Below are 16,565 nucleotides of genomic sequence, written 5' to 3'. Positions count from 1 at the left end.
CCGGCGCTTCGCTAGCTGATGTGCGGGTGGCGTATGGCCGGGCTGACGATGGGGCGCGCTTGTCCTGCTGCCATGGGTCCGTGTTTTCAGCCCGAAAGCGGGCCTGTGGCGCAGGTCTGTGCGATCGATTCGATAGCGTCGCTTTCGGGCCGGCTCAGCGGCCGGCGCTGTCGCGCGCCAGGCGGGCGGCGATATGGCCCCGGGCGTCGATCAGCGCCAGACTGTCGCCGTCGATTTCGGCGTGCTGGGTGCGTTCGAGCGCGTGCGTGAAGGCTTCTTCGATATCCATGCCCTGATTGCAGTAGCGGCGGGTGCTGGCCAAAGAATCAAAGCGCAGGGTGTCGTCGCTGCCGCTATAGCGGCCGTTGACCCGGTTGCAGCCGGTGAAACCTTCGAGGCGCTGATCGGCATGCAGCAACAGATAGGGCGTGCGCCGCATGGACTGGGTATCCACGGGCTGGCCGTCGAGCTGGGTCAGCTGCCATTTGGTATCGGCCAGCTGCATGAATGTCGGCGTACCCGCACAGCCGAAGAGCGCGACGGCAATGAGCAGGGCCAGAAAGGAAAAACGGATAGCGCGCATAAGACCTCGTGCAGCAGTGTGGTATCCCGATGGTGCCTAGCCTACATCGCATGACGACGGCATGGCGTAGAATCGCGCGGCATTCTCGCATTCGCGGATTCTTTAGTTGAGCGATTTATCCTCCACCAGCGCCAGCAGCGGCACGCTGCGGCGCCAGCTGTTCGCCCAGACCTGGCCGATGGCGATCGGCGTGATGTCGCTGCTGGGCTTTCAGCTGGTCGACTCGGCGTTTGTCGCGCGTCTGGGCACCGTCCCTCTGGCCGCACAGTCGTTTACGTTTCCGATCACCTTTCTGATGATCGGTGTGCAGGTCGGGCTGGGCATTGCCATCGCCGCGCTCATCTCGCGGGCGCTGGGCGCGGGCGAGCTTGAGCGTGCCCGACGTCTGGGCAGCCTGGTGTTGTTCGGCGGGGCGATGGTGATCGGCTGCCTTGCGATCGCGCTGTGGGTCTTTCATGTACCGCTGTTTCGCCAGCTCGGGGCCCAGGACAACGCACTCGAACTCATTGGCGAGTACTGGCCGGTCCAGCTGCTGGCGAACTGGTTCGCGGCCCTGCTGTACTTCGGCTATACGCTGTTTCGCGCGCATAACAACACCCGTCTGCCGGGCCTGCTGATGGTAACCACCAGCGGCCTGAACCTGATATTCGATCCTATCCTCATCTTCGGTATCGGCGGCTGGGACGGGCTGGGGCTGCCCGGGGCGGCCTGGGCCACCACCGCTGCGTTCACGATCGGTCTGTTGCTGCTGGGCTGGCGCCTGGCCCAACGCGACTGGCTGAGTCTGACGGGCCTGGCAGGGGAGATGCGTCGCTCGACCGGTCCGTTCGCGGTAATTGCAGGCCCGGCCATGCTTAGCCAGCTGATGCCGGCCCTGTCGGCGATGGCGGCCACGGCATTGATCGCCTCGCTGGGCGAACAGGCGGTGGCGGCCTGGGGCCTGGCAAGCCGGCTGGAAACCGTGTCGCTGATGCTGGTGCTGGGGCTGACCATGTCGCTGCCGCCCTGGCTGGGGCATTGCTACGGCGCCGGCAACTGGCCGCGTATCCGTGCGCTGATGTCGATTGCCTTTCAGACCGTGCTGGTCTGGCAGCTGGTTCTGGGTACGGTCATGGCGCTGGCCGCGCCCTGGGTGGCCGGCGCATTGTCCAGCGATGCGGGGGTACGCGAGGCGCTGACCTGGCTGATTCGTGCCATGTTGCCGAGCTATGCGCTGCTCGGGCTGTGCATGCTCGTGGTTTCGGCCTCCAACGCCCTGGGCTGGCCGCTGCGCGCGATGATGATCTCCTTCGCACGGCTGTTCGTCTGCTATCTGCCCTGTATCGCCCTGGCCGTGTGGCTGGGCGCAAAGATGCCTTATGTCGGCCTGGGCGCGGCGCTGGGCAACGTACTGGCCGGCAGCATGGCCTGGCTTGTCTTCCGCCGCAGCATGGCAGACATGCCCGAACAGGCCCGCCCCGCCGCGGTCGCCGCCTCGTCATAGAAGGCGGCAATGGCCGTTAGGCGTCTGTAACCAAGACGCGTGAACAGGGTGGAAAAGCTTCAGATCGAGCGGATTTGCGGCGATTTTGAAAAATGTTGCACTGCAACGATTGAAAACAGATCAACCGGGGCAATCTTCTTCCTCAACCAATTTTTTCGTTTTTTCATTCATCTTTGAGGAAGACCCATGTCCACAACCCGCCGCAATCAACGCCGCAACGCCTTCGTTGCCGGCATTCTGACGCTGGCCGGCTTTTCTGTGCCGGCGGTCGCCGCCGAGCAGCCGAGCCGCTACCAGGACAACGTCACGCCGATGTCGGCATCGCAGAACGCGATGCTGCGCCATGGCGAAGTCACCGATGACGCCACGGCTGCGCCTTCGCATCAGAGCGTGCCGGCCAGCCGCAGCCAGATCGAAGTGCTCGATCTCAACGGCGTCCATCACGCGCATATGCGTGTGGCCAGCCACTAGGCAAGCTCCGCACAACCTGTCGCGGTCGTTGCGCGTGAGCAACCCCGGAGCCCGGCCCAGGCCGGGCTTTTTTATGCGTATCGTTTTCGTTGTTACGAAGCCCGGGCCGCTTGAAGCGGCCGATGGATTGCGCGACATTGAATAGCCCCGAGCGGTGGGGGCGAACCGGCTCGCCGAGCGGCGATACGGCATCACGATAAACCGCGCTATCCATAAGGAGGAGAGATGTCGAACCCAACTCATATGCTGGCTCGTGCCGGCCTGGGTGCTGTGCTGATGGGCTGTGCCTTCGCTTTGCCGGCATGGGCCGCAGACCAGGGCAGGGCGAACGATACGACCATGCCCGCAACCGAACACCAGGCCGAAAGCATGCGCAGCGTGCCGGATGAGGCGGCCGGTACACGCACCGGCGAACAGGTGCCCCAGGCCGGTGAAATGCCGGCGACCAAGGCACAGAAGGAAGAACTCAAGGAAGACGACCATATGTCGCATGACGGGGCCGGCACGCACAGCACGCCGGATACGAACGACGGCAGCACACAAAGCGATACGTCCGAAGGCTCGACCGATTGAGCAGCCCGTTATAATCGATGCTGGATGCCCGACCTCGGTCGGGCATTTTCGTATGTGACACTATCCGCAGGGCTCGAGGCCGCATGGTTTCACGGCGTTCGGCCTGGGCGCATGTGCCAGCTCGATATATCGTCCCGCGGGCCGCCGGCGCTTTCACGACCAACTCGCCTACCCGAAAAGGCTATGAGCGCAAGCGCCAAACGTCCATCCAGCACCCACGAGCGACCCAGCGTATTGCCGCGACGGCATGGCACGCGGCTGCGACACTACTGGCGCAGCCACGGCTGGGCCTGTCACGACAATATCGATATCGATCTGCTGCGTTGGGGGCTGATCGAAGAGGCTGAAGACAACGCGCTGGCCAGCTGTTTTCGGCTGACCGACACCGGGCGCGCGGCGCTGGGCGATACGGTGGTACACAACCGCGGTACGCGCAGCCGCCATGCGCAGGTGGTCGACGGCGTGGCCCGTCATCTGGCGGGGTTGGGGCGGCTGGTATTCACCGAGCTGTCGGTGCATACCGTCGATTCGACCACCGACAAGGCACGCTGGGCGCCATGCAAGCCGGATGTGTTCTCGCTTACCCGCAGCCTGCGCCCGGATCATCTGGCGCCGCAGGTGCATGAAATCAAGGTGCGCCGCAGCGATCTGCTGGGCGAGCTGCGTTCGGCCAAGATTGAACGCTATCGCGAACTTGCCGCCGAGGTTTATTTCGTAATCGTCGAAGGCATTGCCACGGTCGAGGAAATCCCGGCCGAATACGGCGTTATCCTCTGGCGCGCCGAGCACGGCTATACCATCGCAAGGGCCGCCCAGCGCCACGACTATCAGCTGGAAACCCGTCACTGGATGGCCATGGCCCGGGCGCGGCCCTTTAGCGCGGACGAGGATTCGATCCAGCTGTCGTTCTGATCAAAAAAACGCATGACCAGTAATATCGATGAGGCGGGTGGAATCACGACGAGCGGCGCACCATGAACAGGGCGCGTGCATGGGTCGATCGACTTCTGGATTCACCTTACGGCCTGCTCTGGCTGGGGCTGTTGTCGGCCGCCGAGACCACGGTGATGCCGGTGCCCATCGAACTGATCATGGTGCCCTACATGCTCGCTCGCCCGCGTCGGCTGTGGTGGGTGGCCGCGGTGGCGCTGGCCGGCAATATCGCGGGCGCGCTGATCGGCTATGCGGTCGGTTTTTTCCTGTTCGATACGCTGGGCCAGACCCTGCTTTCATGGCTCGATGCACAGCAGGCCTATGAACAGTTCGAGCAGACGTTCTCCGACAACGGTTTTCTGGCGATCCTGACCATTGGCATCACGCCGGTGCCGTTTCAGGTCGCCCTGCTGGCGGCCGGCATCGCCGGCTATTCGCTGCCGCTGTTCGTGGCTGCCGTGGGCCTGTCGCGCGGCCTGCGCTATTTCGGGCTGGGCCTTCTCGTGTGGTTGCTGGGCGAGCGCGCCCTGCGGCTGTGGCAACGCCATGCCCTGGCCACCGGTACGGCCGTGCTCGTGGTGATCGTAGCGATCCTCGTAGCCATGCATCTGCTGGGCGGTAAGTGAAGCCTGGCACTGGCATAGCCGGAAATAGTGCGTGCGCAATATGTCGGGCCGATGGAATGACCGCGTGCCAGGCGCATGTCGTCTGCGCGGCGTTTGTCGTACAGTGCGCACCATAGCTGTATTGCGTTCACGGAGTCCCTGTTCATGCTGGCGCTTCCCGTCATTCCCTACAAACGTCTGCCCGGTCTTTTAATGCTCGTCGCACTGCTGGTCTCCTTGACCGGCTGCGGCGTGAACAACATTCCGACCTACGATGAACAGGTCAAGGCGGCCTGGGCACAGGTGGAAAACCAGTACCAGCGGCGCGCGGATCTCGTACCCAATCTCGTGGAAACGGTGAAGGGGTTCGCCCAGCAGGAGCGCGAAACGCTGACCGCCGTCATCGAGGCCCGTTCGAAGGCCACATCGATCCAGGTCGACGAGGACATCCTCAACAATCCGCAGAAGCTGCAGCAGTTCCAGCAGGCCCAGGGTGAACTCAGCAGTGCCTTGAGCCGGCTGATGGCGGTGTCCGAGCGTTATCCCGATCTGAAATCCAACCAGAACTTCCTGGCCCTGCAGTCGCAGCTGGAGGGCACGGAGAACCGTATCGCCGTGGCCAGGCGCGATTTCATCCAGGCGGTGCAGCGCTACAACACCGAGCTGCGTACCTTCCCGGGCCGGATCTGGCATTCGCTGCTGTATAGCGACATGCAGCCGCATGCCAATTTCGAGGCCACGGCCGAAAACGCGGACCAGGCGCCCCAGGTCCAGTTCTGATGCGACGCCTGCCTGCCGTCGATACGCGCGCCCGGCTGCTGCTCGCACTTGGCCTGTGGCTATGGGTGGCGGTGGCCTGGGCGGCGCCGTCGTTTCCCGAGCTTACCGGGCGGGTGGTCGACAACGCCGACATGATCGATGCCGCCGCCGAGCAGCAGCTCACCGACATGCTGGCCGCGCACGAACAGGCCAGCGGCGAGCAGGTCGTGGTCGTGACCCTGCCGGATCTCGGCGGGGAGACGATCGAAGAGTACGGCTATCAACTCGGCCGCCACTGGGGTATTGGTCAGGCCGGCGAGGACAACGGCGCGCTGCTGCTGGTCGCAAAAGACGAACGCAAGGTTCGTATCGAAGTGGGCTATGGCCTGGAAGGCCGGCTCACCGATGCCCAGTCGTCGGTGATCATCAACGACATCATCACGCCGGCCTTTCGACAGGGCCAGTTCAGCCAGGGGATCGTCGGCGGTAGCAAGGCCATCATCCAGGTGCTCGGCGGCGATCCGCTGGCCGAACCCGAGCGCCGGTCGCGGGGTGAAGCCGGCGAGCCGTCGGTGCTGCACAGCATCGGCTTCTTCGTATTACTGGTGATCATCATCGCGCTGTTCGGCAGCGGCGGTGGCGGTGGGCGCGGCGGCAAGCGTCGGCGCGGCATGGGCATGCCGATCCTCATGGGCGGCGGTTTTGGCGGCTCCAGCAGCGGCGGTTTCGGCGGCGGTGGTTTTTCCGGAGGCGGCGGCGGCTTCGGCGGCGGCGGCGCCTCTGGCGGGTGGTAGCGATCAATGACCTTACTCAGTAACGACGAACGCAAACAGGTGGCCGACGCCATTACGGCGGTCGAGCGCAATACCGACGCTGAGCTGGTGACCGTGCTCGCCGAGCGCGCTGACGACTATGCCTATATTCCGCTGCTCTGGGCGGGGTTGGCGGCGCTGATTCTGCCCGGGGCGCTGCTGTTCTTCACCGTGGCGCTCGATGCCCGCCTGCTGTTGCTGCTGCAATGGGGCGTATTCGTTGCGCTGGCATTGCTGTTTCGCCTGCCGAGCGTGACCACGCGCCTGATTCCACGCCCGGTCCGGCACTGGCGGGCAGCGAATCTCGCCCGGCGTCAGTTTCTCGAACAGAACCTGCACCATACGGCGGACGCCACCGGCATGCTGATCTTCGTCTCGGAGGCCGAGCGCTATGTCGAGATCATCGTCGATCGCGGCATCTCCGAACAGGTGCCGGACGAACAATGGCAGGCGATTGTCGAAGCCTTCACGGCGCGTGTTCGTATTGGCGAGACGCTGATCGGGTTCACCGAATGCATTGCCGCCTGCGGCGAAAAACTGGCCCTGGCCGTGCCCGCCACCCACGAGCGCAACGAGTTGCCCAACCATCTCATCGTGCTCGAGTGACGCGTTACACCACGCATGCGAGCCGTTTGCGGAGCGAGTTGGTAGACTAGAGCGCTTTTCTGCGAGCGGGCAGGGGGCGAAATGAATAACGACAAGCCGTGCGTCGGCGTGATCATGGGCAGTACGTCGGATTGGGACACCATGAAGGCGGCCCACGAGTTGCTCGATGAGTTCGGCGTGGCCCATGAATGCAAGGTGGTATCGGCGCATCGCACGCCGGACATCATGCGCGACTATGCGCATACCGCCGAACAGCGGGGCCTGGAAGTCATCATCGCGGGTGCGGGCGGCGCGGCCCATCTGCCCGGCATGGTCGCGGCCCAGACGCTTTTGCCCGTGCTCGGCGTACCGGTGAAAAGCCGCGCGCTCAACGGCCTGGATTCGCTGTTGTCGATCGTGCAGATGCCTGGCGGGGTGCCGACCGCGACCTTTGCCATCGGCACGTCCGGTGCGCGCAACGCCGCATTGTTTGCCGTGGCCATGCTCGCCAACAGCCGCCCGGAGCTGCGCAGCGCGCTGGCCCAATTTCGCCAGAAACAGGCCCACAAGGTCGAAAACGACGAGTTGCCGCTATGAGCCGACCGATTCTTCCGGGGGCGACCCTGGGTGTGCTGGGCAGTGGCCAGCTCGGGCGCATGTTCGCACTGGCCGCGCGCCGCATGGGCTATCGCGTGCATACCTTTTCGCCCGGCGACGATAGCCCCATGGGCCAGGTTGCCGATCGCGAAGCGGTGGGCGACTACGGCGACCTCGATGCGGTAGCGGAGTTCGCCAGCCGGGTCGATGTGGTCACCTTCGAATTCGAGAACGTGCCCTTCGAGGCCGCACGCACGGCCAGCGAGCACGTGCCGGTGCGCCCGCGCGGCGAGGTGCTGCATACCGCCCAGCATCGCCAGCGCGAGAAGGATTTTCTGCACGACGCCGGCTTTCCCACCGCGCCGTTCGAACACGTGCCCGATCGTGCCACGCTGGATGCGGCGCTTGAGCGCCTGGGTACACCCGCGGTGCTCAAGACGGCCGGCTTTGGCTACGACGGTAAGGGCCAGGCGGTGATCCATACCCCGGACGAGGCCGATGCCGCCTGGGAGAGCATCGGTGCCGGCGAGGCCGTGCTGGAAGGGTTCGTCGATTTCGAGCGCGAGATTTCAGTGGTCGCCGCACGCGGCTGCGACGGCGATTTCGCCCACTACGGGGTCACCGAAAACCGCCATCGCGATCATATTCTCGATGTCTCGATTCCGGACCCGGATATCGATCCCAAGATCACCGCCAACGCCATCGAGATCGCTCATGGCGTGCTCGATGCCCTGGACGTGGTGGGCGTACTCTGCGTGGAATTCTTCTTGAAGCACGACGGCGAGCTGGTGGTCAACGAACTCGCGCCGCGGCCACACAACTCCGGTCATTTCAGTTTCGATGCCTGTGTGACCAGCCAGTTCGAACAGCAGCTACGCGCGGTGTGTGCGCTGCCGCTGGGCGATACGCGACGTCTGCGCCCCTCGGCGATGGTCAATCTGCTGGGCGATCTTTGGGAGCACGGCATGCCGGACTGGCGCGCCGCGCTTGCCGACCCCGCGCTCAAGTTGCATCTCTACGGCAAGTCCGAGGCACGGCCAGGCCGCAAGATGGGGCATATGACCGCCTTCGGCGACGACGGCGAAGACGCTGCCCGCCGCGTGATCGCTGCCCGCAACGCGCTGTTGGCCTCGCGCTCGGGCTAGCGCCGAGCTAACGCTAAGGGCAAGACGAAAAGCCGACTCGCCCGGGATGCCTCAGCCGACCGACGACTAACGGTATTTGTCGTTGAGCGCCCATAGCCGGGCAACGGTTTCCAGATCGGGAATACCGTCATAGCGGTCCGGGCGAAAATGCATCTGGAACGATACCACCACCGAATGGGTGCGCTGATCGAGCACGCCGGTGGGGTCGATATCGTAGCCATAGCGCGCCAGCGCCGACTGGATCGCCCCCATGTCGGGCATGGCATAGCGAAACCGTTCGCGATAGGCGTTGACCGTGGCCGCATCGGGCCAGGCGCCGATTCCCTGGCGATAGAGCTGTTCCCAGGGAAAGGCCGGGCCGGGGTCGATCTTGCGCCCCGGTGAAATATCGGCATGGGCGACGACGTTTTCCGGCGCAATGTCGTAGCGGGCGATGATATCGCGGGCCAGCCGGCTTACGGCATCGATCTGATCACCATCGAACCCGCGCCACACCTTGCCGCTGGGGGTATCCACCGGGCCGGGATTGACGATCTCGATACCGATCGAGCTGTCGTTGAGATGGCTGCGTCCGCCCCAGGCGCTGGTGCCGGCATGCCAGGCACGCGCCGTTTCGTCGACCAGCTGATAGATCACCGGGTCGCCGCCGCGGCGGGGCGGGTGGTCGCCGACCACATAATGCGAACTCACCGAGGGGCCGGTCAGCACCTGAAGCGCCCGCGCCTCGTCGCCGCCGGTATAGTGCATGACCAGAAAGCGTACGCGCTGGTTGTAGGCCTGTGCCGGCTGCGCCTGGTCGGCCCAGTAGCCGTTACGCTGCTTGAGCGTGGCCGGGGTACAGCCGGCAATCGCCACCGCCAGGCCGGCCAACAGCAGCAGCCGGCCCGAGGCGCGTCCGGGCCGGCAGGAATCGAGTACGGGGGCTATCATTCGTCTTCTTCGCCCTCGGCAAAGCGATCCTTGATATAGGTCACCTCGGTCTTGCCGTGCGGGCGCGGGCGGCCGTCGTCGCCCATGCTTACGAACACGATTTCGTCGATACGCAGGATGCTGCGGCGGGTGATCTTGTTGCGTACCTCGCAGCGCATGGTCAGCGAAGTGGTACCAAAACGCGTGGCCGCGATGCCCAGTTCGATGATGTCGCCCTGGCGGGCACTGGACACGAAATTGATTTCGGACATGTACTTGGTGACGATATGGTGATGATCGAGCTGAATGATCGCGTAGATCGCGGCTTCTTCATCGATCCAGCGCAGCAGGCTGCCGCCGAACAGGGTGCCGTTGGGGTTGAGGTCTTCGGGCTTGATCCACTTGCGCGTATGGAAATTCATGTCTTGCCGGCCGGTGCGTTGATAAGCGCAGGCTAACCGATGCGTAGGTCCGCGGCTATCCATGGTTCGCGTCATTACCGTCGATTCGAGGAGCAACATTGACCGCAAACGCTTACACCGAGGCCGTGCTGGCCGACGTGCAAACACGCGATCGCCATCGGCTCACCCGGGGCTGGCGGCAGGCGCGCGACGCCGAGGCCAGGGCGCGTATGGCCGAGCGGATCGAAAAGAGCGCGGCCGTGACCCATACGCGGGCCCAGGAACGTGGCGAGGTGGCGCTGGCCGAGGGGTTGCCGGTCACCGCCCGCGCCGACGAGATCCGCGCCGCGCTCGAGCGACACCAGGTGGTGGTGGTCTGCGGTGAAACCGGCTCCGGCAAGACCACCCAGCTGCCCAAGATCCTCATGCAGGCCGGTTTCGGCGCGCGCGGGCTGATCGGCCATACCCAGCCCCGGCGACTGGCTGCACGCAGCGTGGGCCAGCGGATTGCCGAAGAGCTGACTACGCCGTTCGGCGAGCTGGTGGGCTTTCAGACGCGCTTCGAGAAGAAGCTTTCGGAATCGACCCAGATCAAGCTGATGACCGACGGCATCCTGCTGGCCGAAACCGCACGCGATCGCTTTCTCAATGCCTATGAAGCCATCGTCATCGACGAGGCCCACGAGCGCACGCTCAACGTCGATTTTCTGCTCGGCTATCTCAAACAGCTGCTGCCCAAGCGTCCGGACCTTAAAGTGGTGGTCACCTCGGCCACGATCGACCCGGACCGGTTCGCCCGGTTTTTCGATGACGCGCCGGTCATCAACGTCGAAGGGCGTGGCTACCCGGTGACGGTGCGCTATCGCCCGCCCGAGGAAAACGACGACGATCTGCCGCAGGCGGTGGAGGCCGGCATACGCGAGCTCTGGCGGCCGGGCGAGGGCACGGGTGCGGGCGATATCCTGGTGTTTTTGCCCGGCGAGCGCGATATCCGCGACTGCGAACGCCATCTGTCCAAGGCGCTGGCCGGCGACAAGTTCACGGCCGAGATCGTGCCGCTGTATGCGCGGCTCACGCGCAGCGCCCAGAACCGAATCTTTTCGGCCAGCAACGGCCGACGCGTGGTGTTGTCCACCAATGTGGCGGAAACCTCGCTCACCGTGCCCGGTATTCGCTACGTGATCGACAGCGGGCTGGCCCGTATCAGCCGTTATTCCACCTCGGCCAAGGTCCAACGCCTGCCGATCGAGCCGGTCTCCCAGGCCAGCTGCAACCAGCGTGCCGGGCGTTGTGGTCGTGTCGCGCCGGGTATCTGTATCCGCCTTTTCGACGAAGACGACTACGAAAACCGGCCAGCCTTCACAGACCCGGAAATCCGGCGTACCAATCTGGCCAGCGTGCTGCTCACCATGGCCGATCTCAAGCTGGGCGAGATCGAGAACTTTCCGTTTATCGATCCGCCCGAGCGGCGCTATATCAACGATGGCCGCAACCTGCTCACCCAGCTGCAGGCCATGGACAACAAGCGCATCACCGCCCTCGGGCGCCAGCTCGCGCGCCTGCCGCTGGACCCGCGGATCGGGCGCATGCTCATCGCCGGCCAGGCCATGGGCGTGGCCACTGCGATGCGCGTGCTGGCGGCCGGACTGACCATTCAGGACCCGCGCGAACGACCGCCGGCCATGCGCGAGGCCGCCGACCAGGCCCAGCGTGAGTTTGCCGACGTGCGCTCGGATTTCGTGAGTCTGTTGAAGCTCTGGGACGCCTTTGCCCAGGCGCGGCGCGAACACAGCGGCAACCAGCTGCGCAAATGGTGTCGCGAGCGTTTCATCAACTTCATGCGCATGCGCGAATGGGAAGACCTGGCCCGCCAGCTGCGGCGTATCGGTGCGGATCTGGGGATCAGCAACGATCCCGCCCAGGGGCGCCTCGCCGAGGTGGATTTCGTCGGGCTGCATCAGGCGCTGTTGCCGGGGCTGCTCGATCACGTCGGCCAGCTCGAAGAGAAGGGCGAATACCAGGGCACCCGCGGGCGCAAGTTCCGCATATTCCCCGGCTCCGGGCTGGCCAAGAAGAACCCCAAATGGATGGTCGCCGGCGAGCTCATCGAAACCAGTCGCCTGTTCGCGCATACCGTGGCGGGCGTCGATCCGAAATGGATCGAAAAAGCCGCCGACCATCTGGTGACGCGGGAACACTACGAGCCGCACTGGGAAAAACGCCGTGGCCAGGTGGCCGCCCGCGAGCGGGTGAAGCTGTTCGGACTCACGCTGGCCGACGGCCGCAAGGTGGACTTCGGCCGCATGGACCCGGTGGTGGCCCGCGAGATTTTCATCCGCGATGGCCTGGTGGCCTTCGCGGTAGCCGATTCGCGCGGCCGGGTGCCGGAGTTTCTGCAATACAACCAGCTCATCGTCGAGGATATCGCGGCCCAGGAAGCCCGTTTTCGCCGGCGCGATCTGCTCGTAGACGAAACCACCCAGGCGCGCTTCTACGACGAACGCCTGCCCGCCGACGTGCGCGACCAGAAGACGCTGCAGAAATGGCTCAAGCAGCACGATGACAGCGTCCTGCGCTTCGACGAAGACCAGCTGCTGCGCCATGCCGGCGTCGACCTGCCGGCGGATGCCTATCCCGAAAGCATGCGCCTGGGCGATCTGCCGGTTGCCCTCGACTATGCCTTCGAACCGGGTACGGACAAGGACGGCGTGACCGCGCGCGTGCCGCTGGCCGCGCTCAAGCAGATGCCGTCCGAGCGGGCAGAATGGCTGGTGCCGGGCCTGCTGGAAGAGAAATATCGCGAATATCTCAAGGCCTTGCCCAAACGCCTGCGCCGTGCGGTCGTGCCGGTGCCGGATTTCGCCCGGGCCGCCGCCGAGCGCGCCGAATTCGGCAAGGGCGACCCGCTGGATGCGCTGCGTGAGGCTATTCATGCCATGACCGGCCTGCAGATACCGGCCGATGCCTGGGACGACTTCACCCCGAGCCCGCATCTCAAGCTGCGCTTTGAAGTCGTCGACGACGACGGCGAGGTCGTGGCCACCGGCCGCGATCTAGAAAAACTCAGCCGTGATCTGGGCGACCGGGCCCGCGCCGCGGTGGCCCAGGCCAGCGACGACGCGCTGCGCGAAACCGGTCTCACCGCCTGGCCGGAACAGGACCTGGCCGAGAGCGTCGAGCTCAGGCACGCCGGGGTGCGGGTGCAGGCCACGCCCACGCTGGTGGATCGCGGTGATTCGGTGGACCTGGAACTGCTCGACGACCCCCAGGCCGCGGCCGTTCAGCATCGCCAGGGTGTGATCCGGCTCGCGCGCCTGGCGGTGGCCAAGCAGTGCCGGCTGATCAAGCGCGATCTGCCCCAGTTCAAGAGCTTCGCGGTGATGCGCTTCGCCGATGCGCCGGCGAGTGCGCTGGCCGATCGCGAACGCCAGCGCGTGCTTGCCCTCGACAGCGAACCGCTGCTGCTGGCCGACCTGGTCAATGCGCTCATCGATGCACGTATCGATACGCCGGTTCGCGAGGCGGCGGCCTTCGAGGCCTGTGTTACGACGCTGCGCGCGCATCTGATGGCCGATGCGGTCTCGCTCTGGGACGAGCTCAAGCCGGCGCTGTCGCGCCTTGCGGCCGTGAACAAACGGCTGTCGAAGAACATCGGCCTCGACTGGATGGCCGCGATCGACGATATCCGCGACCAGCTGGCTCATCTGGTCTATGCCGGCTTTGCCGGCGAGCACGGCTATTCGCGTGATCTGGCGCGTAATCTCGATCGTTACCTGGCCGCCATCGAGCAACGCCTGGACAAGCTCGCCCGCGACGGCGCGGGCGCCGACAAGCAGCGCATGCGCGAGATTCTGCCGTACTGGCAGGCCTACAAGCAGCGCGCGGAACGCGCCCGCGCCAAGGGGCAGGATGTCCAGCCGCTGCGCGATTTTCGCTGGATGGTGGAGGAGTATCGGGTCCAGGTCTTTGCCCAGCCGCTGGGCACGGCTATCAAGGTGTCGGCCAAGAGGCTGGACGCCGCGCTGGCCGAATTACGCTGAACCCGCGACTCACCACCAGGCGGCGCGGCCGAGCAGCTGATAGGCGAACAGTTTCATCGCTTCGCTGCGACGCCGTTTTGCTGTCAGCGGCACGGGCGCGGCGGCGGAGCAGATCTCGGGCTGCTGACACTGGGCACGCGCGGTGAGATAGGCTCGGTAGCTGTGATGCTGATCGGTAACGATCACCAGCCGCCTGGCCTCGCGCACGGCTGGCAGTTCACAGCTGTTGGCCAGATTCTCATAGGTCGAGCGCGCCGCGCGTTCCACGATCACGTCGCTTTCTGCCACGCCCAGGCGTAGCGCCTCACGGGCGAGCCGTACCGCCGAGTCGCCGCCGTGGCCCGCGCCCGAGAACACGATCCGGTCGACCTGTTCAGCCTGGTAGAGCCCGACCGCGCGCTTGGTACGGCGATAGTCCGGCCCGCCGCTGAGCACGATGGCGGTCGTATCCACGCGCTTTGCCATGGCGCAGGGGCTGGGTACCGTGCCGATCCAGACATAGTCCAGCGTTGCACGGACGCCGAGCGCGACGACGATAGCTGCGACGAGCGCCAGGCCGAGTTGTCCAGCACGGGGGAGGGCGATGGCCGGCTCTCCTGTTCAAATAGCGTCACGTTTGCCGCTTGAACGGCGTTGTACGTGTGCGTATGCCACGGGGGTCGTATTGTCTAGTAAAGTATCGACAAACACATACTTCGGGTCACTCGTTATGTCTTCACGTCTTGTCCTGCCGTTGCGCGCTGTCCTGCTGTTCGTTGCCGTGCTTTGTGTCTCCACCGCCGCTTCGGCCCAGGACGGCGGCAAGGTCGAGAGCTTCCAGGACTGGGAGGTGCGCTGTCCGGAGCAGGGTGACGGGGCCTGCGAGATGACCCAGCTGGTGAACAGCCCGGCTAACGGCAAGCCGATCCTGCGCGTCGTGATGGGCTACCCGCCGGAAGTCGATACCGCGGCGATGGTGTTCATCCTGCCGCTGGGCACCCGTCTCGCGCCGGGCGTGCAGTTTCAGGTCGATGGCGACCAGGCCCGGCGTTTCCCGTTCCAGATCTGTCTGGAGCAGGGCTGTCGTGCCGATTTTCCGGTGGACGACGCGCTGCGCAACAAGCTGCGTAGTGGCAGCCGGGCGACGGTGAGCCTGATCGGCCCGCGCGGCGATCGTATCGACCTGAAAGTGTCGTTACAGGGTTTCACCAATGCCGACAACCGTATCCGCAAGTAAGGCGCGACCGCTGTCGGCTATATAAGCAGCCCCGGTGCGGCGCAGAGCCTTGCCGGGGGCGCTGAGATGGGTTTGAGCGAGAATAATCAAAAAAGGTAACGATATGGCCAAGGCACCCGAACCCAGTCCCGAGCTGCGTACGGAATATTCCTACGAGGATTTCGGTCGCGATTTCTTCGAGCACGCGGTGACCGTGGAGCGGGTCGAAAAGGCCATGGCCAACCTCACCGGGAACGCCGTGGACTTCGGTCCGCGTGAGGCCGGGCCGGCGGGTCTGGCCACGATTCAGGCCGAAGGCAGTATTCGCGAGCCGTCGGTCACGCGCCGCGAGGGCGAGCTGATCGAGTTCGCCTTGATGATTCCCATCGATCTCGATCTGACCGTACGGCTGGCGGCCCACGACCATCGCTTCGACATCCAGGTACGTGCCCACCTGAAGCTGACCGCGCGGGCAAAGCAGCCTCTGCATATCTTCATCGACATCCCGTCGCCGACCGAAAACGATATCGATGTCGAGGTGAATGCCCAGGGCCTGCGGGCCTCCGTACTCGACGTCGTGGCCGATATCGAAGGTGAGCTCAAGCATCAAGTCGCCAAATACGTCGCCAAGCAGATCGAGACGCCCGATATCCGCCGCATGCGCGATATCGATGTACGCAAACGCCTGGAAAACAACGCGCCCGAACAGCCCGCCGAGGATGGCTAGCACGGGCTCGCGCGCCGATATCGGGATTATTGCTCCGGGTCACGTGCCGACTGGTCGATACGCGCGACGAGTTTGGTCAGATCGTCGATAAGCAGGTCGAGCTCTTCGGCAAAGGCCTGCTGGCGTGCCTGAATGGCCGGCAGTGCGTCGGCGACCGGGTTGTCGCGCCGAAGTCGGGCCGCGACGGAATTGAGCGCGCGCTGAATGCCCTGGGGATTACGATAACCCTCCAGTACGTTGCCCAGCCCGCGCAGGCGCAACCGGCTGAACGGCGCGTTGGAAGGCCATTCGGCCATCACCCGGCGCTGTGCGTGGCGGGCAAATGATGCGAGCGAATCCGTGTGAAAGTCGGCCCAGTGCCGGGCTAGGGCGTGGTCGAGCCCGATATCCACGAGAATACCGGCGTAGCGCCGGTGCGGCGCCTCGAACAGATTGCGCAGGCGCCGATGCCCGTCATGAGCGTCGCTATGGCCGTCGATCGCGCGGTGCAGGCGAATGCCGTGACGTACCGGCGGCTGGAAACGATCGTCCAGACGTCCCTTGATCTCGTCGCCGAGAATCTGGCCGGCGAACGAGGTCTCGCTGCGTTCGGCAAGCAGCAGGTGGGCAAGCAGGTTCATGACGAATATCCATCTCGCATGCGCACAGCATAAGGCCCCCCGGCTTCACGCGTTCAAGAGTGTCCTTCTACCGGGGCGTTCTATGCCAAAGTAGCGGCCCAAGACCGAAACCAGAACAGGATGTTCG

General features: G+C 64.8%; 18 protein-coding genes. 13 read left to right on the top strand and 5 right to left on the bottom strand.

The genetic code is table 11. From position 1 onward, the window contains the following. Positions 1–154: 154 nt before the first annotated feature. Positions 155–583, bottom strand: coding sequence for an META domain-containing protein (locus CMN27_RS07255; RefSeq protein ID WP_293625158.1), 429 nt, complete (start codon positions 581–583; stop codon positions 155–157). A gap of 106 nt (positions 584–689) precedes the next feature. Here CMN27_RS07255 and CMN27_RS07250 point away from each other — a divergent pair, with 106 nt between their 5' ends. From CMN27_RS07250 to CMN27_RS07205, 10 genes are all read left to right on the top strand, one after another. After that, positions 690–2,066 (top strand): MATE family efflux transporter, encoded by a 1,377-nt coding sequence (locus CMN27_RS07250; protein WP_293625156.1) that lies wholly within the window; start codon positions 690–692, stop codon positions 2,064–2,066. Between the two features lie 186 nt (positions 2,067–2,252). Continuing rightward, the gene (locus tag CMN27_RS07245; protein ID WP_293625154.1) at positions 2,253–2,537 is read left to right on the top strand and encodes a hypothetical protein; all 285 of its coding nucleotides are present in this window, start codon (positions 2,253–2,255) and stop codon (positions 2,535–2,537) included. Between the two features lie 225 nt (positions 2,538–2,762). Then, a complete protein-coding gene (locus CMN27_RS07240) occupies positions 2,763–3,110 on the top strand; it encodes a hypothetical protein (protein ID WP_293625152.1) in 348 nt (115 codons plus the stop codon). Positions 3,111–3,293: 183 nt separating this feature from the next. After that, entirely contained in the window at positions 3,294–4,022 is a 729-nt protein-coding gene (locus CMN27_RS07235) for a hypothetical protein (protein WP_293625150.1), read from the top strand. A gap of 62 nt (positions 4,023–4,084) precedes the next feature. Next, the gene (locus CMN27_RS07230) at positions 4,085–4,669 is read left to right on the top strand and encodes a VTT domain-containing protein (protein ID WP_293625148.1); all 585 of its coding nucleotides are present in this window, start codon (positions 4,085–4,087) and stop codon (positions 4,667–4,669) included. Positions 4,670–4,861: 192 nt separating this feature from the next. Then, complete coding sequence (locus tag CMN27_RS07225; protein ID WP_348765345.1) at positions 4,862–5,428, top strand: LemA family protein; 567 nt, start codon at positions 4,862–4,864, stop codon at positions 5,426–5,428. Continuing rightward, entirely contained in the window at positions 5,428–6,201 is a 774-nt protein-coding gene (locus CMN27_RS07220; protein WP_293625144.1) for a TPM domain-containing protein, read from the top strand. Before CMN27_RS07225 ends, CMN27_RS07220 begins: the two co-directional genes overlap by 1 nt. A gap of 6 nt (positions 6,202–6,207) precedes the next feature. Continuing rightward, positions 6,208–6,825, top strand: a complete 618-nt coding sequence (locus CMN27_RS07215; RefSeq protein ID WP_293625143.1) for a TPM domain-containing protein — start codon at positions 6,208–6,210, stop codon at positions 6,823–6,825. Positions 6,826–6,906: 81 nt separating this feature from the next. After that, positions 6,907–7,401 carry a 5-(carboxyamino)imidazole ribonucleotide mutase gene (gene purE / locus CMN27_RS07210; protein WP_293625142.1) on the top strand — a complete coding sequence of 165 codons (495 nt, stop codon included), beginning with the start codon at positions 6,907–6,909 and terminating at the stop codon, positions 7,399–7,401. Further along, positions 7,398–8,546 (top strand): 5-(carboxyamino)imidazole ribonucleotide synthase, encoded by a 1,149-nt coding sequence (locus CMN27_RS07205; protein WP_293625141.1) that lies wholly within the window; start codon positions 7,398–7,400, stop codon positions 8,544–8,546. The genes purE and CMN27_RS07205 overlap by 4 nt, the downstream gene beginning before the upstream one ends. 66 nt (positions 8,547–8,612) lie before the next feature. On the opposite strand, the gene CMN27_RS07200 is transcribed toward CMN27_RS07205, so the two are convergent. Both CMN27_RS07200 and CMN27_RS07195 read right to left on the bottom strand, forming a co-directional pair. After that, positions 8,613–9,476, bottom strand: a complete 864-nt coding sequence (locus CMN27_RS07200) for an N-acetylmuramoyl-L-alanine amidase (protein WP_293625140.1) — start codon at positions 9,474–9,476, stop codon at positions 8,613–8,615. Beyond that, positions 9,473–9,877, bottom strand: coding sequence for a hotdog domain-containing protein (locus tag CMN27_RS07195; protein ID WP_293625138.1), 405 nt, complete (start codon positions 9,875–9,877; stop codon positions 9,473–9,475). Before CMN27_RS07195 ends, CMN27_RS07200 begins: the two co-directional genes overlap by 4 nt. A 98-nt stretch (positions 9,878–9,975) precedes the next feature. Between CMN27_RS07195 and hrpA the strand changes: the two genes are divergently transcribed. After that, on the top strand, positions 9,976–13,896 hold the full coding sequence (gene hrpA / locus CMN27_RS07190; RefSeq protein WP_293625136.1) for an ATP-dependent RNA helicase HrpA: 3,921 nt from the start codon (positions 9,976–9,978) through the stop codon (positions 13,894–13,896). A 9-nt stretch (positions 13,897–13,905) separates the two neighbouring features. Here hrpA and CMN27_RS07185 read toward each other — a convergent pair whose 3' ends face one another. After that, the gene (locus tag CMN27_RS07185; RefSeq protein ID WP_293625133.1) at positions 13,906–14,361 is read right to left on the bottom strand and encodes a YdcF family protein; all 456 of its coding nucleotides are present in this window, start codon (positions 14,359–14,361) and stop codon (positions 13,906–13,908) included. Positions 14,362–14,605: 244 nt separating this feature from the next. Here CMN27_RS07185 and CMN27_RS07180 point away from each other — a divergent pair, with 244 nt between their 5' ends. Both CMN27_RS07180 and CMN27_RS07175 read left to right on the top strand, forming a co-directional pair. Further along, a complete protein-coding gene (locus CMN27_RS07180; RefSeq protein WP_293625131.1) occupies positions 14,606–15,112 on the top strand; it encodes an invasion associated locus B family protein in 507 nt (168 codons plus the stop codon). A 103-nt stretch (positions 15,113–15,215) separates the two neighbouring features. After that, positions 15,216–15,818: a hypothetical protein gene (locus CMN27_RS07175; RefSeq protein ID WP_293625129.1), complete on the top strand. Its 603-nt coding sequence runs from the start codon at positions 15,216–15,218 to the stop codon at positions 15,816–15,818. A gap of 26 nt (positions 15,819–15,844) precedes the next feature. Here CMN27_RS07175 and CMN27_RS07170 read toward each other — a convergent pair whose 3' ends face one another. Further along, positions 15,845–16,438, bottom strand: coding sequence for an ACP phosphodiesterase (locus CMN27_RS07170; RefSeq protein WP_293625127.1), 594 nt, complete (start codon positions 16,436–16,438; stop codon positions 15,845–15,847). Positions 16,439–16,565: the final 127 nt, after the last annotated feature.

It is taken from the genome of Salinisphaera sp. (assembly GCF_002729955.1).
Classification (GTDB): Bacteria; Pseudomonadota; Gammaproteobacteria; order Nevskiales; family Salinisphaeraceae; genus Salinisphaera.
Note: the sequence above shows the minus strand (reverse complement) of the source record. Positions and strands in the feature narration are given on the sequence as shown.